The sequence below is a fragment of the Streptomyces sp. NPDC050448 genome (genome assembly GCF_040655295.1).
In the GTDB taxonomy this organism is placed as follows: Bacteria; Actinomycetota; Actinomycetes; order Streptomycetales; family Streptomycetaceae; genus Streptomyces.
The window spans coordinates 57,170-81,012 of sequence record NZ_JBFAJR010000020.1; the positions used below are offsets into that span (position 1 = coordinate 57,170).

Here is a 23,843-nt window from a genome sequence, read left to right on the forward strand (position 1 = left end):
CGCCCGTTCGGGGCCCCGAGCCGTGCCATCATCAAATTCCGCAGGTGTGGTCACCGGCGGTGAACGACGGCGTGCGAAGTCCGAGTGGGGAGGGCGCGTGGCAATGGAGGCCGGCCCTCGCGACACCGGGCAGGACGGGACGAGGCGGGAAGCGGACCCGACGCTTCTCGGGCGCCTCCCGGCGGTAGCCGGGGGAGAGCCTCCCGAGCCCGACGGCCTCGGCCTGCCCGCAGACCCCGCACGGCTGACCCCCGACGGCCCGGACGTACCGGACACCGCCGAGGCGGAGGCCGCTGCCGGTCCCGAGTTCGAGGTCGAGCTGCGCCCGCAGCGCCGGCTGCGCATCTGGCAGATCGCCCCGATCGTGATGCTGGCCGCGACCGGCTCCCTGATGTTCGCCTTCCCGCTCGCCTTCGAGTTCGGCGACGGCGGAGCCGTGGTCGCCATGCTCGGCTTCCTGATCAGCTCCTGCGCCGGCGGCTGGGGCATGATGGCCGCGCGCCGTGTGGGCTACACCTGGCCCGGGCTCCCGCCCCGGGGCAGCGGCCGCCGCCCCGACTGGCGCATGGCCGGGCTGTACGCCCTGGTCGCGCTGGCACTCGTCGCCCTGGCCGTGTACCGGGTCGCGCGACTCCGGTAGACGCCGCCGACCTGCCCGAAGACCCCGCTCGGTACCATGGGCGGGTGACGCAGACGAGCCTCTCCTTCCTCAAGGGCCACGGCACCGAGAACGACTTCGTGATCGTCCCGGACCCGGACAACGCCGTCGAGCTGCCCGCGGCCGCCGTCGCGAAGCTGTGCGACCGGCGCGCCGGGATCGGCGCGGACGGGGTGCTGCACGTCGTCCGGTCCGCCGCGCACCCCGAGGCGGCGCACCTGGCCGACGAGGCCGAATGGTTCATGGACTACCGCAACAGCGACGGCTCCATCGCCGAGATGTGCGGCAACGGCGTCCGCGTCTTCGCCCGCTACCTCCAGTACGCCGGCCACGTCGAGCCCGGCGACCTCGCCGTCGCCACCCGCGGCGGCGTCAAGCGGGTGCACCTCGACAAGAGCGGCGACGTGACGGTCTCCATGGGCCGCGCCGTCCTCCCCGAGGAGCAGGTCACCGTGACGGTCGGCGACCGCGCCTGGCCCGCCCGCAACGTCAACATGGGGAACCCGCACGCCGTCGCGTTCGTTGAAAGCCTGGACCACGCCGGCAAGCTGCTCGACCCGCCCCCGTTCAGCCCGGCCGAGGTCTACCCGACGGGTGTCAACGTGGAGTTCGTCGTCGACCGCGGCCCCCGCCACGTCGCCATGCGCGTCCACGAGCGCGGCTCCGGCGAGACCCGCTCCTGCGGCACCGGCGCCTGCGCCGTCGCCGTGGCCGCCATCCGCCGCGACGGCGCCGCCCCGGCCGCCACCGGCGAGCCCGTCACGTACACCGTCGACCTCCCCGGCGGCACGCTCCTCATCACCGAACACCCCGACGGGCAGATCGACATGACCGGACCGGCCGTCATCGTGGCCGCGGGCGAGTTCGACGCGGCCTGGCTCACCGAAACGGCTTTCGGCTGAAGCTTCCCTCTAATGGGTGATCCGTTTCACGCTCAGCGAGAGGCGGACTGCGCCACGTGGTGGGGTCGGTAGCATCAGGCACCGGCCCTGAGGGCTCACCCCATGCCCACCACCGCCGGTCGAAGCCGCCGGAGGTGCCCATGAGTGCAGAGGCCACGAACCCCGAAGCACGACCCGAAGCGCGCCCTGAACTCCGCAGACGGGGCCGGACCCGCCTTGACCTGCGACGACTCGGGCGCGCTGCCCTTCTCGGGCCCACGTCCCGAGACCGGCTCCCCGATGCCATCGGCCACGTCGCCGAGGCACACCGCGCCCACCACCCGGACGCGGACCTGTCCATCCTGCGCCGCGCGTACGTGCTCGCGGAGTCCTCGCACCGCGGCCAGATGCGAAAAAGCGGTGAGCCGTACATCACACATCCGCTCGCCGTCACCCTGATCCTCGCCGAACTCGGCGCCGAAACCACCACCTTGACGGCCTCTCTGCTCCACGACACCGTCGAGGACACCGAGGTGACCCTCGATCAGGTCCGTGCGGAGTTCGGCGACGAGGTCTGTTTCATCGTCGACGGCGTCACCAAGGTGGAGAAGATCGACTACGGGGCCGCCGCCGAGCCCGAGACCTTCCGCAAGATGCTCGTCGCCACCGGCAACGACGTCCGCGTCATGTCCATCAAACTCGCCGACCGGCTGCACAACATGCGCACCCTCGGCGTGATGCGCCCCGAGAAACAGGTGCGCATCGCCAAGGTCACCCGCGACGTCCTCATCCCGCTCGCCGAACGGCTCGGCGTCCAGGCCCTCAAGACCGAGCTGGAAGACCTCGTCTTCGCGATCCTGCACCCCGAGGAGTACGAGCACACCCGCGCGCTCATCGCGGCCCACGCCGGGGAACGCGACCCGCTGCCCGCCATCGCCGACTCCGTCAAGGCCGTCCTGCGCGACGCGGGCATCGCAGCCGAGGTGCAGGTCCGGCCCCGGCACTTCGTCTCCGTGCACCGGATCGCCTTCAAGCGCGGCGAGCTGCGCGGCTCCGACTTCGGCCGCATCCTCGTGCTGGTCGGCGAGAACGCCGACTGCTACGCCGTGCTGGGCGAGCTGCACACCTGCTTCACCCCGGTCGTCTCGGAGTTCAAGGACTTCATCGCCGCCCCGAAGTTCAACCTCTACCAGTCGCTGCACACCGCCGTCGCCACGCCCGAGGGGTACGTGGCCGAAGTCATCGTCCGCACCCGCCAGATGCACCGGGTCGCCGAGGCCGGCGTGGTCGCCCTCGGCAATCCGTACGCCACCGCCGCGGCGGAGACCGGCACACCGGCAGAGCCCGGCTCCCCGGCGGACGCCGCCGACTGCGACGAGGAGCGGGTCGACCCGACCCGGCCCGGCTGGCTGTCGCGCCTCCTCGACTGGCAGCAGTCCGCGCCCGACCCCGACACCTTCTGGAGCGTGCTGCGCGCCGAGCTGGCACAGGACCGGGAGATCACCGTGTTCTGCGCCGACGGCGGTGCCCCCGGCACGATCAGCCTGCCCGCCGGGGCCAGCTGTATCGACGCCGCCTACGCGCAGTACGGCGAGGCGGCCCACGGCTGTATCGGCGCCCGGGTCAACGGGCGCCTCACCTCCCTGGCCTCCCGGCTGTCCGACGGGGACACCGTCCAGCTGCTCCTCGCCCAGGACGCCTCCTCGGGGCCTGCCGCCGACTGGCTGGGGCACGCCAGGACCCCGGCCGCCCGGATCGCCATCAGCAGCTGGCTCCAGGCGCACCCCGACTCCGCGAAACCCACCACCACGGCCGCCCGGGCACCGCTGTCCGTGGTCGGCGCCCGCGGCGGCGGCGGCAACGCGGTCGCCGACCTGCCGGACGCCACCGTACGGCTGGCCGGCTGCTGCACACCGGTGCCGCCGGACGCCGTCGCCGGGTTCGTCGTCCGGGGCGGGGCCGTCACCGTCCACCGCATCCACTGCGCGGCGGTGGCCCAGATGCGCGCCCTGGGGCGGACCTCCGTCGCCGTGCACTGGCGGGCCACGGCGGACTGCCGGGTCACCCTGCTCGCCGAATCGTTCGGCCGCCCGCATCTGCTGGCCGACCTGACCGAGGCCATCGCCCGCCAAGGGGTCGAGGTGGTCTCCGCGACCGTGGAACCGCCCGTCGAGCAGCGCGTCCGGCACACGTACACGCTGCAGCTGCCCGACGCGACGGGACTGCCGGCCCTGATGCGGGCGATGCGGGACGTGCCGGGCGTCTACGACGTGCGCCGGGCCTAGAGGTGGCCTAGGGGTGCCCGGCGGATCAGGGCCGGGCCCGGGCCGCGCGGAGGCGGAGCCCGGGCCGGGCGCAGGCCGAGACTGCGCCGGGCGCCGCCGGAAGGTCCCGTTCGAGTGGAACCGTCGCGCGCCGTACCCGGGCGCGCGGCGGGCGCTGGTAAGCGGTGGAGGATGCAGCTCTCCTCCCCGCGCCTGCGCGCCGCCCTGCTCGCCGCGGCCTCCCTCACCCTCGTCGCCGCCGTGCTGCCCCCGCCGAAGCCGCTGGGCATCGGCGACACGCTGTTCCCGCAGCTCGGCAACCCCGGGTACGACGTCCTCTCGTACGACCTGTCCTTCACGTACAAGGACAACAAGAGCCCGCTCGACGCGGTCACCGTCATCGACGCCCGCGCCCTGGAGCCGCTGGAGCGGATCAACCTGGACTTCACCCACGGAACGGTGGCGTCCGCCGAGGTCAACGGCGAGCCGGCGCACTTCGAGAGCGCCGGCGAGGACCTCGTGCTCACCCCGGCGAGCCCCGTCGCGGCCAACGTGCCGTTGCACATCGCGATCCGGCACACCAGCGATCCGCGCGGCATCGCCGACGGGGGCTGGGTGCCCACCGACGACGGCCTGGCCATGGCCAACCAGGCCGACGCGGCCCACCGGGTCTTCCCGTGCAACGACCACCCGGCGGACAAGGCGTATTTCACCTTCCGGATCACCGCCCCGGCCGGTCTCACCGCCGTCGCCAACGGGGTGCCGGGCGCGCTCCCGGCCCCCCGGGCCGCAGGCTCGACCACGTGGACGTACCGGACCCTGCACCCGATGGCCACCGAGCTCGCGCAGGTGTCCATCGGCGGCTCGGCGGTGGTGGCGGGCACCGGTCCGCACGGGCTGCCGCTGCGCAACGTGGTCCCGGCCGCGGACCGGAAGCGGCTGGAACCCTGGCTGAAGAAGACCGCCGGGCACATCCAGTGGATGGAGCAGCACGTCGGCCGCTACCCCTTCGAGAACTACGGGGTCCTGATCGCGCGGGCGAAGACCGGATTCGAGCTGGAGACGCAGACCCTCTCGCTCTTCGAGAACGGCCTGTTCTCGGGGGAGGGCTACCCCGAGTGGTACGTGGAGGCCGTGATGGTCCACGAGCTCTCCCACCAGTGGTTCGGCGACAGCGTCACCCCGCGGACCTGGTCCGACCTGTGGCTCAACGAGGGGCACGCCACCTGGTACGAGGCCCTGTACGCGGACGGCCTCGGCAAGTACTCCCTGGAGCGGCGCATGCGCGAGGCGTACCAGCGCTCCGACCAGTGGCGGGCGGCCGGCGGGCCCCCGGCCGCGCCCAAGCCCGCCGCCCCCGGCGAGAAGATCGGGCTGTTCCGGCCGGTGGTCTACGACGGGGCCGCGCTGATCCTGTACGCGCTGCGGCAGGAGATCGGCACGAAGGCCTTCGACCGGGTCGAGCGGCGCTGGGTGGCGGAGCACCAGGACGGAACCGCCGGCACCGACGACTTCGTACGCCTGGCCTCGGACGTGGCCGGACGGGACCTGGCAGCCTTCCTGAAGCCCTGGCTGTACGGGAAGACGACCCCGGCGATGCCCGGGCACCCGGAGTGGGGCGGGCCGAAAAGCGTGTGACCGACGGGGAACGGGCATGCCACCATCGACGGGGCCGCACGCCGGGGGAATCTCCCGGCGATGTGACGCGTTGGACGTGACAGTGTTAGGCCACTGGCACGCGTGGCCACGGCCCCATTCGATATCGACGTAAGGATCCAATGACCTCCTCTTCTTCCCCTTCCCAGGACGCGCGGGACGCACGGGACGTGCCGGACTCGCAGAGCTTCACCGAGAGCCTTCGGGCCGACGCCCTGATGGAAGAGGACGTCGCCTGGGGCCACGAGGTCGACGGAGACCGGGACGGCGCGCAGTTCGAGCGCTCCGAACGCGCGGCGCTTCGCCGTGTGGCCGGCCTCTCCACCGAGCTCGAAGACGTCACCGAGGTCGAGTACCGGCAGCTGCGCCTGGAGCGCGTCGTGCTGGTGGGCGTGTGGACCTCCGGCACGGTGCAGGACGCCGAGAACTCCCTCGCGGAGCTCGCCGCCCTCGCCGAGACGGCGGGCGCCCTCGTACTCGACGGTGTGATCCAGCGCCGTGACAAGCCGGACCCGGCCACCTTCATCGGCTCGGGCAAGGCCCGCGAGCTGCGCGACATCGTGCTCGAGAGCGGAGCCGACACCGTCGTCTGCGACGGTGAGCTCAGCCCCGGCCAGCTGATCGCCCTCGAGGACGTCGTCAAGGTCAAGGTGGTCGACCGGACCGCCCTGATCCTCGACATCTTCGCCCAGCACGCCAAGTCCCGAGAGGGCAAGGCGCAGGTCGCTCTCGCGCAGATGCAGTACATGCTGCCGCGCCTGCGCGGCTGGGGTGCGTCGCTGTCCCGGCAGATGGGTGGCGGCGGCGGTGGCGGCATGGCCACCCGAGGCCCCGGTGAGACCAAGATCGAGACCGACCGGCGCCGGATCCGCGAGAAGATGGCGAAGATGCGCCGGGAGATCGCGGAGATGAAGACCGGCCGCGACATCAAGCGGCAGGAACGGCGCCGCAACAAGGTGCCCTCGGTCGCCATCGCCGGCTACACCAACGCCGGAAAGTCCTCGCTGCTCAACCGCCTCACGGGCGCGGGCGTACTGGTGGAGAACGCGCTGTTCGCCACCCTCGACCCGACCGTGCGCCGGGCCGAGACCCCCAGCGGCCGGATCTACACCCTGGCCGACACCGTCGGCTTCGTCCGGCACCTGCCCCACCACCTGGTCGAGGCGTTCCGCTCCACGATGGAGGAGGTCGGCGACTCCGATCTCATCCTGCACATCGTGGACGGCTCGCACCCGGCGCCGGAGGAGCAGCTGGCGGCGGTGCGCGAGGTCATCCGCGAGGTCGGTGCGGTCAACGTGCCCGAGATCGTGGTGATCAACAAGGCCGACGCCGCGGATCCGCTCGTACTGCAGCGACTGCTGCGCATCGAGCGGCACTCCATCGCCGTCTCGGCGCGCACGGGGCAGGGCATCGCGGAGCTCCTCGGGCTCATCGACTCCGAACTGCCGCGTCCCGAGGTCGAGGTCGAGGCCCTGGTGCCGTACACCCGCGGCTCGCTGGTCGCCCGGGCGCACGCCGAGGGCGAGGTCCTCTCCGAGGAGCACACCCCGGAGGGCACCCTGCTCAAGGTCCGGGTCCACCAGGAACTGGCGGCGGATCTGGCGCCGTACGTGCCGGCGAAGCGGTAACCCGTACCTCTACCCGTACCCGTACACCGCGGACACGACCGAGGGCCCCCTGCATCGCAGCAGGGGGCCCTCGGTCGTGTCCGCGGTGTGACGCGGGTATCTCGCTGTGACGCGGGTGGGGGCTACTTGAACTTGGCGCTCACTGCGTCGAAGATCCCCTTGGCCTCAGGACCCAGCCGGGGTCCGGCCAGCCAGCCCGCCTTCGCGGGGCCGATCGAGGTGTTCGACACCAGCGCCGGCTTGCCGTCACTGCCCGTCGCCACCCAGCCACCGCCGGAGGACCCGCCGGTCATCGTGCAGCCGATGCGGTACATCACCGGGGCGTTCGCCACCAGCGACAGCCGGCCCGGCTTGTCGGCGCACTGGAAGGCCTTCTGGCCGTCGAACGGGGCCGCCGCCGGGTAGCCGGTCGCCGTGATGCTCGCGACCTTCGGCACCGCCGGGGCGTTGAACTCCACCGGGAGCGCCGAACCGACCGTCTCCTCCAGGGACTTCCCGGTGCTCTTCTCCGGGGTCACGTGCAGCACCGCGAAGTCGTACGGGGCACCCGCGCCACCGGTCGGACCGCCGTTCGCGATCCACTGGTCCGAGGTCTGCGCCCAGTCGCTCCACCACACGCCGTACGGAGCCACCTGGTCACGCGGGGCGCCCTTGAGCTGCGCCGCCGGCTTGCCCGCGTTGTTGTACGAGGGGACGAAGGCGATGTTGCGGTACCAGCCGCCGGACTTGCCCGCGTGCACGCAGTGGCCGGCCGTCCAGACCATGTTGGACCTGCCCGGGTGGGCCGGGTCCTTGACCACGGTCGCCGAGCAAACCATGGATCCCTCGGGGCCGTCGAAGAAGACCTTGCCCGACACCGGAACGGTCGTGTGGTACGGCGCGTTGGCGGCCTTCGCCGTCACCGGCGCGGGGGTCGGGTCGGTGACGCCCTGGTCCTTGCCGGCATCCGGGTCGACGGCCGGGGACTGCGGGGTCTTGTCGGCCTCACGCATCCGGTCCGGGTCCCACAGGTCGTCGATGATCGGGTTGACGTAGTCGCCCGCCTCGCGGAGCCAGTCCTCCTGGTTCCAGTTCTTCCACGCACCCCCCTTCCACTTGTCCAGGTCGAAGCCGTGCTGCTTGAGCTTGTCCTTGAGCTGGTCCGGGATCTTGATCCCGTCGGCTCCGGACGGGAGGCTCGCCGCCACGGTCGGCTTGGCGTCGCCGCCGGCCTCCCCGTCGCCGGGTCCGCAGGCCGCGGCGGTCATGACGAGTGCCGCCGCGCACAGGATCGCGGTGACCGGTCGGTTCGGTCGCATGTCGTGAATCCCCCTGGTGGTTCTGGGCGTGGGACGCGGTGCAGTTGAGGTACACGGGGCACGCGAGGTGCGTGCCGCCGAGTGCAGCACCCCACTATGCCGCTGTCGTTGGGGACGGCACAGCCCGGGGCCGCGGTTCCGCGCCCGGAGAACACCTCCGAAGTCCGCGCGGGACAAGGATCTTGGGCCCACCCGTGATCCGTCGCCGCCACCGTCGTTGGTACGTACGGGGGATGGGGTCGCAGCGTCCATGTTCGAGGCGCAATCCGGTGGAGCAGTCCGTGCGGGAGGTCCGACACTCGTGGCTTTGACCGAGCAGGGCGCGGCCGCCGCGCAGGTGCCTCAGGTACCGCCGGTGCCTTCACAGGTTCCGCCGCAGGGGAGCCGGGGAGCGGGGCCCGGCGGACCGGCCGCGGCGGAGGGCATCCTGCGCCGGCAGGCGATGCGGGAGTCCGCCGCCCGGACGTACGCGCGCTCGCTGCCCATCGTCCCCGTGCGCGCCCGGGGGCTGACGATCGAGGGCGCGGACGGGCGGCGCTACCTGGACTGCCTCTCCGGGGCCGGCACCCTCGCGCTGGGGCACAACCACCCGGTGGTGCTCGAAGCGGTCCGGGGCGTCCTCGACTCGGGAGCCCCGCTGCACGTCCTGGACCTCGCGACCCCGGTCAAGGACGCCTTCACCACCGAGCTGTTCGCCTGCCTCCCGCCGGCGCTGGCCGCCGACGCCCGTATCCAGTTCTGCGGGCCGGCCGGTACGGATGCCGTGGAGGCCGCGCTCAAGCTGGTCCGCACCGCCACCGGGCGCTCGGGGCTGCTCGCCTTCACCGGGGCCTACCACGGGATGACCGCCGATGCCCTGGGGGCCTCGGGCGGAGCCCCGGACGTACGGGTGACCCGGCTGCCGTTCCCGCAGGACTTCCGCTGCCCGTTCGGGGTCGGCGGCCCCGAGGGCGCCCGGCTCGGAGCCCGTTGGACCGAGAGTCTGCTGGACGATCCCAAGGGCGGGGTACCGACGCCCGCGGCGATGATCGTCGAGCCGGTGCAGGGCGAGGGCGGGGTCTTCCCGGCCCCGGACGCCTGGCTGCGGCGGATGCGCGAGATCACCGAGGCCCGGGGGATCCCGCTGATCGCCGACGAGGTGCAGACGGGCGTCGGTCGCACCGGCGCCTTCTGGGGTGTCGACCATGCCGGGGTGGTGCCGGACGTGATGGTCCTGTCCAAGGCGATCGGCGGCAGTCTCCCGCTGGCGGTGATCGTGTACCGGTCGGGCCTGGACGTCTGGGCGCCCGGAGCGCATGCCGGGACCTTCCGCGGCAACCAACTGGCCATGGCGGCCGGGACCGCGACCTTGGCGTACGTACGGAAGAACCGTCTCGCCGAGCGCGCCGCGGCCCTGGGCGAGCGGATGCTGACGGCCCTGCGCGGCCTGGCTTCCGCCCATTCCTGCATCGGGGACGTCCGGGGCCGCGGCCTGATGATCGGCGTCGAACTCGTCGACCCGGACACCGGGACGGCAGCCCAGGACCTTGCCGCGGCCGTCCGCCAGGAGTGCCTGAACCGCGGCTTGATCGTCGAACTCGGCGGCCGCCACGCCGGCGTCGTCCGCCTCCTTCCCCCGCTGACCCTCACCGACGAACAGGCCTCCGCCGTCCTCGACCGCCTGGCCGACGCCATCCCCGCCGCCGTAGCCCGTCGGCCCCACTGACCCACAAGGACCCGCGATGCCCGACTCGCAGCACCCCGCCACCGACACCCCGGCGCCCCACCTCGCAACCCCGGGCGGAACGCACGAGCCCGCGGCGCACCGCCCGGCAGCAGCGTCGCAGCCACCCCGACCCCCCGCCCCGGCCCGCCCGGACAGGACCGACGACCCGGTGCCTGAGCCGGAGGCGTCGGACTCAGCCCAAGCCACCCCGTGGCGGAACCGCGCCACCAGCAGCCCAAGAGCGACCGGCGCCACCGGCGCCCTCGGCGGATCCGCCCCGGAGCCGGAGGCACCGGCCTCGGCCCCGCCGCCCACCCGCTGGCTGCCGCCGGGGACGGATGCCATGGGCGGGCCGGACCCGGTCGGTAACTCCGCGCGGATCCAGGAGGCGCCGGGCTCGGCCCCGCCGCCCATTCGCTGGCTGTTGCCCGGGACGGATGCCACGGGCGGGCCGGACCCGGTCGGTGACTCCGCCCGGATCCTGGGATCGGCCCCGCGGCGGTGGCTGCCGGCCGGGACGGATGCCACGGGAGGGCCCGACCCGGTCGGCGAATCCGCGCGGATCCAGGAGGCGCCGGGCGCAGCCTTGCAGCCCACCCGGTGGCCGGCCCCCGGGACCGGCGGGCACGTGCCGCAGCCGGGGGACTTCGCCCCGACCCCGCAGTCCCCACTGGGCGCCCCGACCCCGCAGTCCCCACTGGGCGCCCCGGCCCCCGAGTTCGGCGCCACGGGCGGGCCCGACCCGGTCGCCGACTCCGGCGCCCGCGGCGAGTCCGCGCCGGAGCGGAAGGCGTCAGGCTCGCAGTTCCCGCCGGCCTCGTCGGTCCGGGCGCCTCGCTGGCCGGCCCCCGGGACTGGTGTCCCGGGCGAGACCGGAGCCCCCGGAGCCCCCGGAGCCCCCGGAGGCTCCGTGCCGGAGCCGGAGCAGCCGGCGGGCTCTGCCCCGGCCCGGCAACTCCCCCTGGGTCCGGCCTCCGAGGCCACTCTGTGGCGGGCCCCCGAGACCGGCAGCCTCGGTGCTTCCGATGGGACTGGTGGTCTGGCCGGGCCCAATGGGTCTGGCTTCCTGAGCGGGGCCGACGGTACGGCAGGGACGGGCATCGTCGGTGCCCCCGACGCCCCCGGTGCCTCCGGTGACCCTGGGAGGGTCGGCGGCGCCACCGGCCTGGCCGGGCCCGTGCCGGAGCCGGAGCAGTCGGCGGGCTCCGCCCCGGCCCGGCAACTCCCCCTGGGTTCGGCCTCCGAGGCCACTCTGTGGCGGGCCCCCGAGACCGGCAGCCTCGGTGTTTCCGACGGGAGTGGTGGTACGGCCGGAAGCAATGAAACTGGTTTCCTGAGCACATCCGAAGCGGCCGAAGGGACGGGCAGTCCCGGTGTCCCCGGCGGCACCCTGAGGAGCGGCGATGCCCGCGGCCCCGGCGGGTCCACTCCGGAGCCCGGGACGGAGGGCACCGCTCCGGCCCCGCAGCCACCGCTGGGCTCCGCCCCGCAGGCCACGTCGTGGCCGGCCCCCGGGTCCGGCGGCCCGGGGGGAACCGGCAGCCTCGGGGCCCCCAGGGGACTCGGCGAGGTCGGGCCCGACGCGGAGGCGGCCGGGTTCGTGCCGGCTCCGCACGCTCCGCTGGCTGCGCAGCCCCCGGCGGCGGTGGCTCCGGCAGGAGCCGGGCCCACCGTGCCGCGGCAGAAGGACGGCACGCTCCGGCCCCGGGTCGGCTCCGCCGGTCCGGTCGGCCCCGAACCCGCGATGCTGCCCGACCTGTTGGACCACCCCGACCCGGCCATCGCCGCCGAGGCCGCGGCGGTGGAGAACCTGCTGCGGTGCTGGGTCCGCGAAAGCGGTATCGGCCGTCCCGACGGGCCCGCCGGAACCCTGCTGCGCATCCCCCTCCCCACATCCGGTACCGCCCTGCTCGTCGCCGTCCGCTACTGGTCCCCGGCCGGCTGGCACCGTTTCGCCCCCGCCCGGCTCGAAGGCGCGCCCGCCCACGCCCCGGCCCTGGACGCCGTCACCCTCGCTTCGCTGCTCGCCCGCGAGGGCGACAGCGGCGGCCGCGGCGGCGCCGACCTCGTCGGCCGGGTCGCCGACTCGGTGCGCCGCACCGCCGAGTTCATCGCCGACCGGCGCGAACGGCCCACCCCGCCCGAACCCGTCGCCGGTGACCTCTTCCTCACCGCCGAACAGTCCCTCCTCCTCGGCCACCCCCTTCAGCCGGACCCGAAGAGCCGCGAAGGACTCTCCGAGGCCGAAGTACGCCGCTACTCACCCGAACTCCACGGCTCCTTCCCCCTCCACTGGTTCGCCGTCTCACCTTCCGCGCTCGCCACCGACTCCGCCTGGACCGAACGCGGCCGCCCGGTCTCAACCGCCCGGCTCCTCGGCCGGCTCGCCCCCGGACTCCCGCTGCCCGACGGCACGACCCCCCTTCCCCTGCACCCCTGGCAGGCCCGCGAGCTGCTCCAGCACCCCGCCGTCGCCGCCCTCCGCGACGCCGGACTCCTGCACGACCTGGGCCCGTACGGCGAGCCCTGGTACCCCACCTCCTCCGTCCGCACCGTCCACCGTCCCGGCACCCCCGCGATGCTCAAGCTCTCCCTGGGCCTGCGCATCACCAACTCCCGCCGCGAGAACCTCCGCAAGGAACTCCACCGCGGTGTCGAGGTGCACCGGCTGCTCCGCACCGGCCTCGCGGAACAGTGGCAGGCGGCCCACCCCGGATTCGACATCGTGCGCGACCCCGCCTGGATCGCCGTCGACGCCCCGGACGGCACCCCCGTCCCCGGACTCGACGCCGTACTGCGACACAACCCCTTCCGCTCCCACGACGACGCCGTCTGCATCGCCGCACTCACCGCGCCCCGCCCGTGGCCGGGCCGGACCACCATGCGCTCCCGACTCGCCGAGACCGTCTCCCGGCTCGCCGCCACCACCGGGCGTCCGACCTCCGCCGTCGCCGCCGAGTGGTTCCTGCGCTACCTCGACCACGTCGTCCTGCCGGTCCTCGCCTTCGACGCGCTCGCCGGGATCGCCCTCGAAGCGCACCAGCAGAACACCCTGGTCCTCCTCGACCCGGCCGGCTGGCCGACCGGCGGCCGCTACCGCGACAACCAGGGCTACTACTTCCGCGCATCCCACCGCGCGGAACTGGAGCGCCGGCTCCCGGGCATCGGCAGCGCCAGCGACACCTTCGTCTCCGACGCCGTCACCGACGAACGCTTCGCCTACTACCTCGGCATCAACAACGTGCTCGGCCTCATCGGCGCCTTCGGATCCCAGCGGCTCGCCGACGAACGCGTCCTGCTCGCCGCCTTCCGCCGGTTCCTCGGCAAGGCCTCCGGACTCGGACCGCTCCCCGCACGGCTGCTCGACTCACCCACCCTGCGCTGCAAGGCGAATCTGCTCACCCGCCTGGGCGGCCTCGACGAGCTCGTCGGCCCCGTCGACTCCCAGTCCGTCTACATCACCCTCACCAACCCCCTCCACGATTGAGTGCCGATGCCCTCCACCGACACCTCCACCGCTGCCGTCGACTCCGGCACCATCGCCTTCACGGCAACCGCCACGGCCACCGCCGGCACCCGTATCCCCGGACGGCGGCTCAGCGCCCGGCTGCTACCCCTGCTCGCCGAGGCCGAACTGCTCGACTCCCCGGCCGGATGGGGCGCCGCCGCCACCCCGGCCGGAGCCTTCCGTCTCGAACCCGTACGGCTCGGCCGCGACCTGGAGCTGCTCACCGGCTGGATGAACGACCCCGAGGTGGCCGCCTACTGGGAACTCGCCGGTCCCGACGCGGTCACCGCCGCCCACGTGCGGGCCCAGCTCGACGGGAACGGCCACAGCATCCCCTGCCTCGGCCTCCTCGACGGCACGCCGATGAGCTACTGGGAGATCTACCGGGCCGACCTCGACCCGCTCTCCCGCCACTACCCTGCGCGCCCCCACGACACGGGTATCCACCTGCTCATCGGAGACGGCACGAACCGCGGCCGCGGTCTGGGCACCGCCCTGCTGCGCGCCGTCGCCAACCTGGTGCTCGACAACCGCCCCCGCTGCACACGCGTCATCGCCGAACCGGACATCCGCAACACCCCCTCCGTATCAGCCTTTCTCAACTCCGGATTCCGCTGTTCCGCGGAGATCGACCTCCCCGAGAAGCGTGCCGCCTTGATGATCCGGGAGCGGGCGCTGCGCAATCTCATCTGAATTACCGCCCCGCATCCCGGATGCGCCGCTCCACACCTCCCCGTTCAGCGCTCCCCTCTCAGCGCTCCCCTCAGCCCTCCTCATGCAGCTTTGCCCTTTCACGCCTCACCCTTCGAAAACTCTGCGTCGCGCAGCAAAGTTCCCGATACCCGAGGAGTCCCGTGCCGAATTCCCCGCCGCCCCCGACTCCGCCGGCGCCCACTTCTCGGAAGCTCCTGTTCCGCCGTCCCCCAGCACCCCTGCACACCGCCCGAACTCAACAGCGCGACCTGGGAGCCAGCCGCCCGCCGACTGCTCGCCAAGGTGCTGGGCGAGTTCGCCTACGAGGAGATCATCAGCCCCCTCCCGGCCCCGGCCGCCGTCGGCGACGCCTGGCGGCTGACCCTCGACGACGGCAGCAGCCTCGGCTTCCGGGGCCGCCGCCGCGCGTACGGGAGCTGGTACGTCGCCCCTGACACGATCACCCTCGCCCCGCCGCCCCCGTCGACGGAGCCCCCGACCGCCTTCGCGGACCCGTACGCCTTCCTGATCCGCACCCGCACCCTCCTCGGCCTCGACGGCGCCACCCTCGGCCACCTGGTCCGCGACCTCAGCGCCACCCTCGCCGCCGACGCCCGCATCGACCACACCGCACTCACCGCCGACGTCCTCGCCGATCTCGACCACGCCGAGCTCGAAGGCCACCAGACCGGCCACCCCTGGCTCGTCCTCAACAAGGGCCGCACAGGACTGTCCGCCTCCGACACCGCCGCCTGGGCCCCCGAGCCCGCACCCGCCAGCGGCTGCCCTGGCTCGCCGCCCACACCTCCCTCGCGGCCTACCGCGGCACGGCCGGCCTGGAAGACCCCGCCCGCCTGTACGCCCAGGAGGTCGACTCTCACCCGAGCCGCCTTCGATCAGATCCCTGCGCGCCCGCGGCCCCGACCCGCTCGGCTACCTCTGCCCGCTGGCTCCAGCGGCTCTTCGTCGCCCTGCTGCCCGCGCTGCTCCACTTCCTCTACCGCTACGGCACCGTCTTCTCCCCGCACGGCGAGAACACCACCGTGATCTTCGACGAGCACGACGTCCCGGTACGGCTCGCCCTCAAGGACTTCGGGGGTGAGGTCAACATCTGCCGCGAGCCACTGCCCGAGCTCGCCTCCGTGCCCGCCGAGGTCCGCGCCGCGCTGCGCGACAAACCCGCGGACTTCCTGCCCCAGTACATCCACTCCGGTCTCTTCGTCGGCGCCTTCCGCTACCTCTGCGCCCTGGGCGAGGACCGCCTCGGTGTCCCCGAGGAGGAGTTCTGGTCGCTCGTACGGGCGGAGATCCTGCGCCACCAGGCCCGCTTCCCCGAGCTCAAGGAGCGCTACGAGCTCTTCGGCCTGCTCAGCGAGCACATCGGGCGGTTCTGCCTCAACCGGAACCGGCTGTAACGAGGACGGCTACCGGGACCGCCCCGACCGCCCGCACACGGTGGAGTACGGCATCGTGCCCAACCCCTTGTACCGGCCATGAATCATCGTCGTGGCGGTCGCTGTCGGTGGCGCCCCGTAGGGTTGGCAGTGCTATGACGAAGCCCTCCCTCCCCGACCTGCTGCACGCCGCCGTCTCCGCCGTCGGCGGCACCGAGCGGCCCGGCCAGGTGGCCATGGCCGAAGCCGTCGCCGAAGCGATCGACGACAACACGCACCGGCTCATCCAGGCCGGCACCGGCACCGGCAAGTCCCTCGGCTATCTGGTGCCGGCCCTCGCGCACGGCGAGCGCGTGGTCGTGGCCACCGCCACCCTCGCCCTCCAGCGGCAGCTCGTCGAGCGCGACCTGCCCCGGACGGTCGACGCGCTGCACCCGCAGCTCCGTCGCCGCCCGCAGTTCGCCATGCTCAAGGGCCGGTCCAACTACCTCTGCCTGCACCGGCTCCACGAGGGCGCGCCGCAGGACGAGGAGGAGGGCCTCTTCGACCAGTTCGAGGCGGCCACCCCCACCAGCAAGCTCGGCAAGGACCTGCTGCGCCTGCGCGACTGGGCCGACGAGACGGAGACCGGTGACCGGGACGACCTGACCCCGGGTGTCTCGGACAAGGCCTGGTCGCAGATCTCCGTCTCCTCCCGGGAGTGCCTGGGTGCGACGAAGTGCGCGTACGGCGCCGAGTGCTTCGCCGAGGCCGCCCGCGAGCGGGCCAAGCTCGCGGACGTGGTCGTCACCAACCACGCCCTGCTGGCCATCGATGCCATCGAAGGCGCGCCCGTGCTGCCGCAGCACGAGGTGCTGATCGTGGACGAGGCGCACGAGCTGGTCTCCCGGGTGACCGGGGTCGCCACCGGCGAGCTCACCCCGGGCCAGGTCAACCGTGCCGTGAAGCGCGCGGCCAAGCTGGTCGACGAGAAGATCGCGGACTCGCTGCAGACCGCGTCCGAGTCCTTCGAGCGCGTCATGGAGCTGGCCCTTCCGGGCCGGCTGGAGGAGATTCCCGAGGACCTCGGCTACGCGCTGGCGGCCCTGCGGGACGCCGCGCGCAATGTCATTTCGGCGATCGGTGCGACCCGCGACAAGTCCGTCCACGACGAGGACGCCGTCCGTAAGCAGGCGCTGGCTGCGGTGGAGAGCGTTCACGGCGTGGCCGAGCGGATCCTGCTCGGCTCCGAGTACGACGTCGTCTGGTACGAGCGGCACGACCGCTTCGGCGCCACCCTCCGGGTCGCCCCGCTGTCGGTGTCCGGGCTGCTGCGCGAGAAGCTGTTCGAGGACCGCTCCGTGGTCCTGACCTCGGCGACCCTCAAACTGGGCGGCGACTTCAACGGGGTCGCGGCCTCGCTGGGCCTGTCCCCCGAAGGGGTCGACGGGGACGACGCTCCGGTCTGGAAGGGCCTGGATGTGGGCTCGCCGTTCGACTACCCCAAGCAGGGCATCCTCTACGTCGCGAAGCACCTGGCCACGCCGGGCCGTGAAGGCACCCGCGGCGACATGATGGACGAGCTCGCCGAGCTGATCGAGGCGGCCGGCGGCCGCACCCTCGGACTGTTCTCCTCCATGCGGGGCGCCAAGGCGGCCGCCGAGGAGCTGCGCGGGCGGCTCGACAACCCGATCCTGCTCCAGGGCGAGGAGACGCTGGGCGAGCTGATCAAGGCCTTCGCAGCGGACCCGAAGACCTGCCTGTTCGGGACGCTGTCGCTCTGGCAGGGCGTGGACGTGCCAGGTCCCAGCTGCCAGCTCGTGATCATGGACCGGATCCCGTTCCCGCGTCCCGACGACCCGCTGATGAGCGCCCGGCAGAAGTCGGTCGAGGAGCACGGCGGCAACGGTTTCATGGCCGTCGCGGCCACGCATGCGGCGCTCCTGATGGCCCAGGGCGCTGGCCGTCTCGTACGGGCCAGCGGCGACCGGGGTGTCGTGGCCGTCCTGGACCCCCGGCTGGCCACGGCCCGGTACGGGAGCTTCCTGCGGGCCACGCTGCCGGATTTCTGGTACACCACGGACCGCAACCAGGTACGGCGCTCGCTGGCCGCCATCGACGCTGCCGCACAGGCGGACGGCAAGTAGCCCCTGACAACGTGTTGGCAGGGGCTGTCGTCCGCGAGAGCGGTGGCGGTCCAGCCGCAGAGAACAGCAGCTCCGGGACCGGCGCAGTGGGTCCCGGAGCCGGATGGGGGCGCGGGATCAGACCCGGCGCAGTACCGCGACGACCTTGCCGAGGATGGTCGCCTCGTCGCCGGGGATCGGCTGGTAGGCGGCGTTGTGCGGGAGCAGCCAGACGTGGCCGTCCTCGCGCTTGAAGCGCTTGACCGTGGCCTCGCCGTCGAGCATCGCGGCCACGATGTCCCCGTTCTCCGCGACCGGCTGGCGACGGACCGTGACCCAGTCGCCGTCGCAGATGGCGGCCTCGATCATCGAGTCGCCGACGACCTTGAGGACGAAGAGCTCTCCGTCGCCGACGAGCTGGCGGGGGAGGGGGAACACGTCCTCCACCGACTCCTCGGCGAGGATCGGGCCGCCGGCCGCGATCCGGCCGACCAGGGGGACGTACGAGGCGGCGGGCTTGCCGGTGGTGTCCGTGGGCTGCGAGCTGGGCTGGTCGGAGCCGCGGACCTCGTACGCCCGGGGGCGGTGCGGGTCCCGGCGCAGGAACCCCTTGCGCTCCAGAGCCATCAGCTGGTGCGCGACCGACGACGTGCTGGACAGGCCGACCGCCTGGCCGATCTCCCGCATCGACGGCGGGTAGCCCCGCCGCTGCACCGAATCGCGGATGACCTCGATGACCCTCCGCTGCCGGTCCGTGAGCCCGGAGCTGTCGGCGCGGATGCCTGGAGGTCGACCTGGCAGTGAGCGTGCGGGGCGTGCGGGCTCCGCCTCCGGGTTCAGGCTTGCGTCATTCATGGGATGCACCGGCTCGAGTCGGCTCTGGGAGCGGTTCTGGGCAGTGATGGTGGCACTGTCTGCGGTGGTGGTCACGTCGGCCCCTCTCGAAATGTTCTCCCTAGCTGGACAACGGTAGTAGCTTTCGAAAGGTTGCGCCAAACACACGTTCGAGTGAAAAATCGCAGATCGTCCAACGTGGTCAGATCGAGGGGTGTATGGGCGATCGGAATGATCGGTCCGCCGAACGCGGGTTCGGTCCCGCATCCGCTGTTTACGGTACCCTTCCCGGTCGGATCGCCACCTTCCGGTCCGTGCCCAGTGTGGCACCGGGAATGCCCGCGTCCGGGCATCGGACCCGGCGACACGCGGAACGGACCAAATCCGCCACAACCCAAGATCTAGTGGTTGGATGTGCGCTGCCGCCCAGAAGTTGTGGTCCTCGGTCCGTCGAGGCCCTCGGCATCGCATATGCTGGTGGCTGCTTCGCGAGCCCCCGACAGAGACCCGTCTCCGTCGTTCAGGGGCTTCGTGAGGTGATTCAGTCGTGCCAAGAGGGAGGGTGAGGGAACCATGCACTGCCCCTTCTGCAGGCACCCCGACAGCCGTGTCGTCGACAGCCGCACCACGGACGACGGTACGTCGATCCGTCGGCGCCGTCAGTGCCCCGACTGCTCCCGTCGCTTCACGACGGTGGAGACGGCCTCGCTGATGGTGATCAAGCGCAGCGGGGTGACCGAACCCTTCAGCCGTACCAAGGTCATTTCCGGCGTGCGCAAGGCGTGCCAGGGGCGGCCGGTCACCGAGGACGCCCTCGCCAAGCTCGGCCAGCGGGTCGAGGAGGCGGTGCGCGCCACCGGGAGTGCCGAGCTGACCACCCACGACGTGGGGCTGGCCATACTCGGCCCGTTGCAGGAGCTCGACCTGGTCGCGTACCTCCGGTTCGCGTCCGTTTACAAGGCGTTCGACACACTCGAAGACTTCGAGACCGCCATCGCGGAACTCCGCGTGCCGCGGCCTCACCCCGAAGAGTGCGGGCCCGGTGGGACCGTCCAGGTCCCCGTGCCCGCCTCCGCCGCCGACTGACCGGCCGGCCGCAGCGCAGCGCGGCCGCCCGGAAGGCTCAGGCGAAGAAACGTAGATACAAGACAGACCGTGCCGCGGAATAACGCTGGCACTTTAGGGCGTTTTTGCCCGCATATGGGAGGAAGCGGCATGACAGAGACGGCGAGCAGCTCGGCACGAGGTTCCCGCGCCAAGGGGACCAAGGCTGCCAAGAGCGGCCTTCGGATCGAGCGCATCCACACCACCCCCGGCGTGCACCCGTACGACGAGGTGAGCTGGGAGCGCCGTGACGTCGTCATGACCAACTGGCGCGACGGATCGGTGAACTTCGAGCAGCGTGGCGTCGAGTTCCCCGACTTCTGGTCGGTGAACGCGGTCAACATCGTCACCAGCAAGTACTTCCGCGGCGCGGTCGGCACCCCGCAGCGCGAGACCGGTCTGAAGCAGCTCATCGACCGCATCGTGAAGACGTACACGAAGGCCGGTGAGGACTACGACTACTTCGCGTCCCCCGCCGACGCGGAGATCTTCGAGCACGAGCTGACCTACGCCCTCCTGCACCAGATCTTCAGCTTCAACTCGCCGGTGTGGTTCAACGTCGGTACGCCCCAGCCGCAGCAGGTCTCCGCCTGCTTCATCCTGGCCGTCGACGACTCCATGGAGTCGATCCTCGACTGGTACAAGGAAGAGGGCATGATCTTCAAGGGCGGCTCCGGCGCCGGCCTGAACCTCTCCCGCATCCGCTCCTCCAAGGAGCTCCTCTCCTCCGGCGGCAACGCCTCGGGTCCGGTCTCCTTCATGCGCGGCGCCGACGCGTCCGCCGGAACGATCAAGTCGGGCGGCGCCACCCGCCGCGCGGCCAAGATGGTCGTCCTGGACGTGGACCACCCGGACGTCGAGGACTTCATCGCCACCAAGGTGAAGGAAGAGGAGAAGATCCGCGCCCTGCGTGACGCGGGCTTCGACATGGACCTGGGCGGCGACGACATCACGTCCGTCCAGTACCAGAACGCCAACAACTCCGTCCGTGTGAACGACGAGTTCATGACGGCCGTCGAGAACGGCACCGAGTTCGGCCTGCGTGCCCGTATGACCGGCGAGGTCATCGAGAAGGTCGACGCCAAGGCGCTCTTCCGCAAGCTGGCCGAGGCCGCGTGGGCCTGCGCCGACCCGGGCATCCAGTACGACGGTGTGATCAACAACTGGCACACCTGCCCCGAGTCCGGCCGCATCACCGCGTCCAACCCGTGCAGCGAGTACATGCACCTGGACAACACGTCCTGCAACCTCGCCTCGCTGAACCTCATGAAGTTCCTGAACGACGACGGCAAGGGCAACCAGTCCTTCGACGCCGAGCGCTTCGCCAAGGTCGTCGAGCTCGTCATCACCGCGATGGACATCTCGATCTGCTTCGCGGACTTCCCGACGCAGAAGATCGGCGAGAACACCCGCGCCTTCCGCCAGCTGGGCATCGGCTACGCCAACCTCGGCGCCCTGCTGATGGCGACCGGCCACGCGTACGACTCGGACGGCGGCCGCACCCTCGCCGCGTCGATCACCTCGCTGATGACCGGCACCGCCTACAAGCGCTCCGCCGAGCTGGCCGCCATCGTCGGCCCGTACGACGGCTACGCCCGCAACGCCGATGCCCACAAGCGCGTCATGAAGCAGCACGCCGACGCCAACGCCGTCGCGCCGCGCACCGACGACCTGGACAACTCGATCTGGGCCGCGGCCACCGAGGCCTGGCAGGACGTCCTGCACCTCGGCGAGAAGAACGGCTTCCGCAACTCCCAGGCCTCCGTCCTCGCGCCGACCGGCACCATCGGTCTCGCGATGTCCTGCGACACCACCGGTGTCGAGCCGGACCTGGCCCTGGTCAAGTTCAAGAAGCTCGTCGGCGGCGGGTCGATGCAGATCGTCAACGGCACCGTCCCGCAGGCCCTGCGCCGCCTGGGCTACCAGGAGGAGCAGATCGAGGCGATCGTCGCCCACATCGCCGAGCACGGCGTGGTCGTCGACGCCCCGGGTCTGAAGACCGAGCACTACTCGATCTTCGACTGCGCCATGGGCGAGCGCTCCATCTCCCCGATGGGCCACGTCCGGATGATGGCCGCGATCCAGCCCTGGATCTCCGGCGCGATCTCGAAGACGGTCAACATGCCGGAGTCGGCGACCGTCGAGGAGATCGAGGAGATCTACTTCGAGGCGTGGAAGATGGGCGTCAAGGCGCTCGCGATCTACCGCGACAACTGCAAGGTCGGCCAGCCCCTCTCCGCGAAGAAGAAGGAAGAGGAGAAGGAGGAGGTCACCGCCAAGGCGGAGGACACCATCCGCGCGGCGGTCGAGAAGGTCATCGAGTACCGTCCGGTCCGCAAGCGCCTCCCCAAGGGCCGCCCGGGCATCACCACCTCCTTCACGGTCGGTGGCGCCGAGGGCTACATGACCGCGAACTCCTACCCGGACGACGGCCTGGGCGAGGTCTTCCTCAAGATGTCCAAGCAGGGTTCGACCCTCGCGGGCATGATGGACGCCTTCTCGATCGCCGTCTCGGTCGGTCTGCAGTACGGCGTCCCGCTGGAGACGTACGTCTCGAAGTTCACGAACATGCGCTTCGAGCCGGCCGGCATGACGGACGACCCGGACGTGCGGATGGCGCAGTCGATCGTCGACTACATCTTCCGCCGCCTGGCGCTCGACTTCCTGCCCTTCGAGACCCGCTCGGCGCTCGGCATCCACACCGCCGAGGAGCGTCAGCGCCACCTGGACACCGGCTCGTACGAGCCGCTCGAGGACGACCTCGACACGGAGTCCCTGGCCCAGTCGGCCCCGCTGGCCGCCGTCCCGGCAGCCCCGAAGCCGGCCGCGGTCGTCGAGGTCCAGGCCCCGAAGACGGCGCACTCCAACGCCGAACTGGTCGAGATGCAGCTCGGCGTCTCCGCCGACGCTCCGCTCTGCTTCTCCTGCGGTACGAAGATGCAGCGCGCAGGCTCCTGCTACATCTGCGAGGGCTGCGGCTCGACCAGCGGCTGCAGCTGATACCGGGCATAGCCCGCGCAGCAGGCTGACCAGCAGCTCACGAAGGGGACCGGCCAAGGCCGGTCCCCTTCGTCGTGCCCGTGACCGATCCGGGGGGGCTTGCGGTCGAGGTCTTCACGAAACAGCTCGCCGCCCCGGGTCCGGTCCGTGAACCGCACATCGCCGGGCGAAGAGCAGTTGGTGCGCAGGGCCGTCATGGTGATCATTGTGAGCAGCGGGGCCGATCGGGCGCCCGCAGTTTCACGGGCGGGAGCGGGGGAGACATGTGGAGCGGTGATCAGCTGGATCTCGATGCCTATCTGGCGCGGATCGGCTACGACGGGCCCGTCGGGGAAGACGGGGAACTCCGGCCGGACCTCGGCACGTTGTACGCAGTGCACCGGGCCCACACCGGCGCCATCACCTTCGAGAACCTGGATGTGCTGCTCGGCCACCCCGTCGAGCTGGGCGTCAAGGCCTTGGAGGACAAGCTCGTGCACGGCCGCCGCGGCGGCTACTGCTACGAGCAGAACTCGCTGCTGGCCGCTGCCCTGGAGCGGATCGGCTTCGAGGTCTCCGGGCGCGGCGCCCGCAACCGCACCCGGGGAGACTCCCTGCTCGCGGTGACGCACGCCGTTCTCGTCGCCACCGTCGACGGCGAACCCTGGTTGTGCGACGCCGGGTTCGGCCACCAGGGCCCGCGCGAGCCGGTCTCGCTGGCGCGGCCCGGAGCCGAAGTGGCGCAGGGGGAGTGGACGTACGCCGTCCGCGAGGAGGGCGACGGGATCCTCGTGCTGTGCATGCTGCGCGAGGGAACCTGGCGGGACCTGTACGCGTTCTCCCCGCAGCGCTACTACCCCGTCGACTACACGGTGCTCAACCACTACAGCTCCTCCCACCCCCGATCCGCCTTCATCGGACAGGTGGTCGTCCAGCACCCGGGCGGGCCCGTCCGCCGGGCGCTCGTGGGGCGGGAGCTCACCCGCCTGTATCCCGAAGGGCGGATCGAGCGGGAGTCCGTGGCCCCCGACGAGCTGCTCGCGTTGCTCGACCGGGAGTTCGGGCTTCGGCTGTCCGGGCGGGATGCGGAGGAACTGGCGCGGATCAACCGCGCTGGGGACTGACCGGGGCCGCGC

At 72.1% G+C, this 23,843-nt stretch carries 14 protein-coding genes and 1 pseudogene; 13 read left to right on the forward strand and 2 right to left on the reverse strand.

What is annotated here, in order from left to right; all coding sequences use genetic code 11:
- Positions 1–103 precede the first annotated feature (103 nt).
- From AB0I68_RS23140 to hflX, 5 genes are all read left to right on the forward strand, one after another.
- Positions 104–640 (forward strand): hypothetical protein, encoded by a 537-nt coding sequence (locus AB0I68_RS23140; protein ID WP_363179303.1) that lies wholly within the window; start codon positions 104–106, stop codon positions 638–640.
- Positions 641–684: 44 nt separating this feature from the next.
- Positions 685–1,560, forward strand: coding sequence for a diaminopimelate epimerase (gene dapF / locus AB0I68_RS23145; RefSeq protein ID WP_363179242.1), 876 nt, complete (start codon positions 685–687; stop codon positions 1,558–1,560).
- Positions 1,561–1,700: 140 nt separating this feature from the next.
- The gene (locus AB0I68_RS23150) at positions 1,701–3,824 is read left to right on the forward strand and encodes an HD domain-containing protein (protein WP_363179243.1); all 2,124 of its coding nucleotides are present in this window, start codon (positions 1,701–1,703) and stop codon (positions 3,822–3,824) included.
- A gap of 171 nt (positions 3,825–3,995) precedes the next feature.
- Positions 3,996–5,441: a M1 family metallopeptidase gene (locus AB0I68_RS23155; protein WP_363179244.1), complete on the forward strand. Its 1,446-nt coding sequence runs from the start codon at positions 3,996–3,998 to the stop codon at positions 5,439–5,441.
- A 140-nt stretch (positions 5,442–5,581) separates the two neighbouring features.
- The gene (gene hflX / locus AB0I68_RS23160; RefSeq protein WP_363179245.1) at positions 5,582–7,087 is read left to right on the forward strand and encodes a GTPase HflX; all 1,506 of its coding nucleotides are present in this window, start codon (positions 5,582–5,584) and stop codon (positions 7,085–7,087) included.
- A gap of 122 nt (positions 7,088–7,209) precedes the next feature.
- Here hflX and AB0I68_RS23165 read toward each other — a convergent pair whose 3' ends face one another.
- Complete coding sequence (locus AB0I68_RS23165; RefSeq protein WP_363179246.1) at positions 7,210–8,385, reverse strand: hypothetical protein; 1,176 nt, start codon at positions 8,383–8,385, stop codon at positions 7,210–7,212.
- 250 nt (positions 8,386–8,635) lie between these two features.
- On the opposite strand from AB0I68_RS23165, the gene AB0I68_RS23170 reads away from it, so the two are divergent.
- The 5 genes and pseudogenes from AB0I68_RS23170 to AB0I68_RS23190 all read left to right on the forward strand — a co-directional run bounded on the left by AB0I68_RS23170 (position 8,636) and on the right by AB0I68_RS23190 (position 17,811).
- Positions 8,636–10,090, forward strand: coding sequence for a diaminobutyrate--2-oxoglutarate transaminase family protein (locus tag AB0I68_RS23170; protein ID WP_363179247.1), 1,455 nt, complete (start codon positions 8,636–8,638; stop codon positions 10,088–10,090).
- Between the two features lie 1,672 nt (positions 10,091–11,762).
- Positions 11,763–13,577, forward strand: coding sequence for an IucA/IucC family protein (locus tag AB0I68_RS23175; RefSeq protein WP_363179248.1), 1,815 nt, complete (start codon positions 11,763–11,765; stop codon positions 13,575–13,577).
- Between the two features lie 6 nt (positions 13,578–13,583).
- Positions 13,584–14,291, forward strand: a complete 708-nt coding sequence (locus AB0I68_RS23180; RefSeq protein WP_363179249.1) for a GNAT family N-acetyltransferase — start codon at positions 13,584–13,586, stop codon at positions 14,289–14,291.
- A gap of 291 nt (positions 14,292–14,582) precedes the next feature.
- Positions 14,583–15,788: pseudogene (locus AB0I68_RS23185) on the forward strand (IucA/IucC family C-terminal-domain containing protein).
- 52 nt (positions 15,789–15,840) lie between these two features.
- Positions 15,841–17,811 carry an ATP-dependent DNA helicase gene (locus AB0I68_RS23190; RefSeq protein ID WP_363179250.1) on the forward strand — a complete coding sequence of 657 codons (1,971 nt, stop codon included), beginning with the start codon at positions 15,841–15,843 and terminating at the stop codon, positions 17,809–17,811.
- Between the two features lie 117 nt (positions 17,812–17,928).
- Here AB0I68_RS23190 and lexA read toward each other — a convergent pair whose 3' ends face one another.
- Positions 17,929–18,720: a transcriptional repressor LexA gene (gene lexA / locus AB0I68_RS23195; protein WP_363179251.1), complete on the reverse strand. Its 792-nt coding sequence runs from the start codon at positions 18,718–18,720 to the stop codon at positions 17,929–17,931.
- A gap of 477 nt (positions 18,721–19,197) precedes the next feature.
- On the opposite strand from lexA, the gene nrdR reads away from it, so the two are divergent.
- The 3 genes from nrdR (at position 19,198) to AB0I68_RS23210 (ending at position 23,831) form a co-directional block, all read left to right on the forward strand.
- Positions 19,198–19,710, forward strand: coding sequence for a transcriptional regulator NrdR (gene nrdR / locus AB0I68_RS23200; RefSeq protein WP_266663039.1), 513 nt, complete (start codon positions 19,198–19,200; stop codon positions 19,708–19,710).
- Between the two features lie 129 nt (positions 19,711–19,839).
- Complete coding sequence (locus AB0I68_RS23205; protein WP_363179252.1) at positions 19,840–22,728, forward strand: vitamin B12-dependent ribonucleotide reductase; 2,889 nt, start codon at positions 19,840–19,842, stop codon at positions 22,726–22,728.
- Between the two features lie 263 nt (positions 22,729–22,991).
- Positions 22,992–23,831, forward strand: coding sequence for an arylamine N-acetyltransferase (locus AB0I68_RS23210; protein ID WP_363179253.1), 840 nt, complete (start codon positions 22,992–22,994; stop codon positions 23,829–23,831).
- The last annotated feature ends 12 nt before the right edge of the window (positions 23,832–23,843 follow it).

What these genes read in the sequence shown, in the direction of transcription:
- AB0I68_RS23155 (WP_363179244.1), top strand. Translation starts at nt 3,996, where the DNA reads ATGCAGCTCTCCTCCCCGCGCCTGCGCGCCGCCCTGCTCGCCGCGGCC.
- nrdR (WP_266663039.1), top strand. Translation starts at nt 19,198, where the DNA reads ATGCACTGCCCCTTCTGCAGGCACCCCGACAGCCGTGTCGTCGACAGC.
- AB0I68_RS23190 (WP_363179250.1), top strand. Translation starts at nt 15,841, where the DNA reads ATGACGAAGCCCTCCCTCCCCGACCTGCTGCACGCCGCCGTCTCCGCC.
- AB0I68_RS23205 (WP_363179252.1), top strand. Translation starts at nt 19,840, where the DNA reads ATGACAGAGACGGCGAGCAGCTCGGCACGAGGTTCCCGCGCCAAGGGG.
- AB0I68_RS23180 (WP_363179249.1), top strand. Translation starts at nt 13,584, where the DNA reads ATGCCCTCCACCGACACCTCCACCGCTGCCGTCGACTCCGGCACCATC.
- AB0I68_RS23140 (WP_363179303.1), top strand. Translation starts at nt 104, where the DNA reads ATGGAGGCCGGCCCTCGCGACACCGGGCAGGACGGGACGAGGCGGGAA.
- AB0I68_RS23165 (WP_363179246.1), bottom strand. Translation starts at nt 8,385, where the DNA reads ATGCGACCGAACCGACCGGTCACCGCGATCCTGTGCGCGGCGGCACTC.
- AB0I68_RS23210 (WP_363179253.1), top strand. Translation starts at nt 22,992, where the DNA reads ATGTGGAGCGGTGATCAGCTGGATCTCGATGCCTATCTGGCGCGGATC.
- AB0I68_RS23150 (WP_363179243.1), top strand. Translation starts at nt 1,701, where the DNA reads ATGAGTGCAGAGGCCACGAACCCCGAAGCACGACCCGAAGCGCGCCCT.
- AB0I68_RS23170 (WP_363179247.1), top strand. Translation starts at nt 8,636, where the DNA reads ATGTTCGAGGCGCAATCCGGTGGAGCAGTCCGTGCGGGAGGTCCGACA.
- hflX (WP_363179245.1), top strand. Translation starts at nt 5,582, where the DNA reads ATGACCTCCTCTTCTTCCCCTTCCCAGGACGCGCGGGACGCACGGGAC.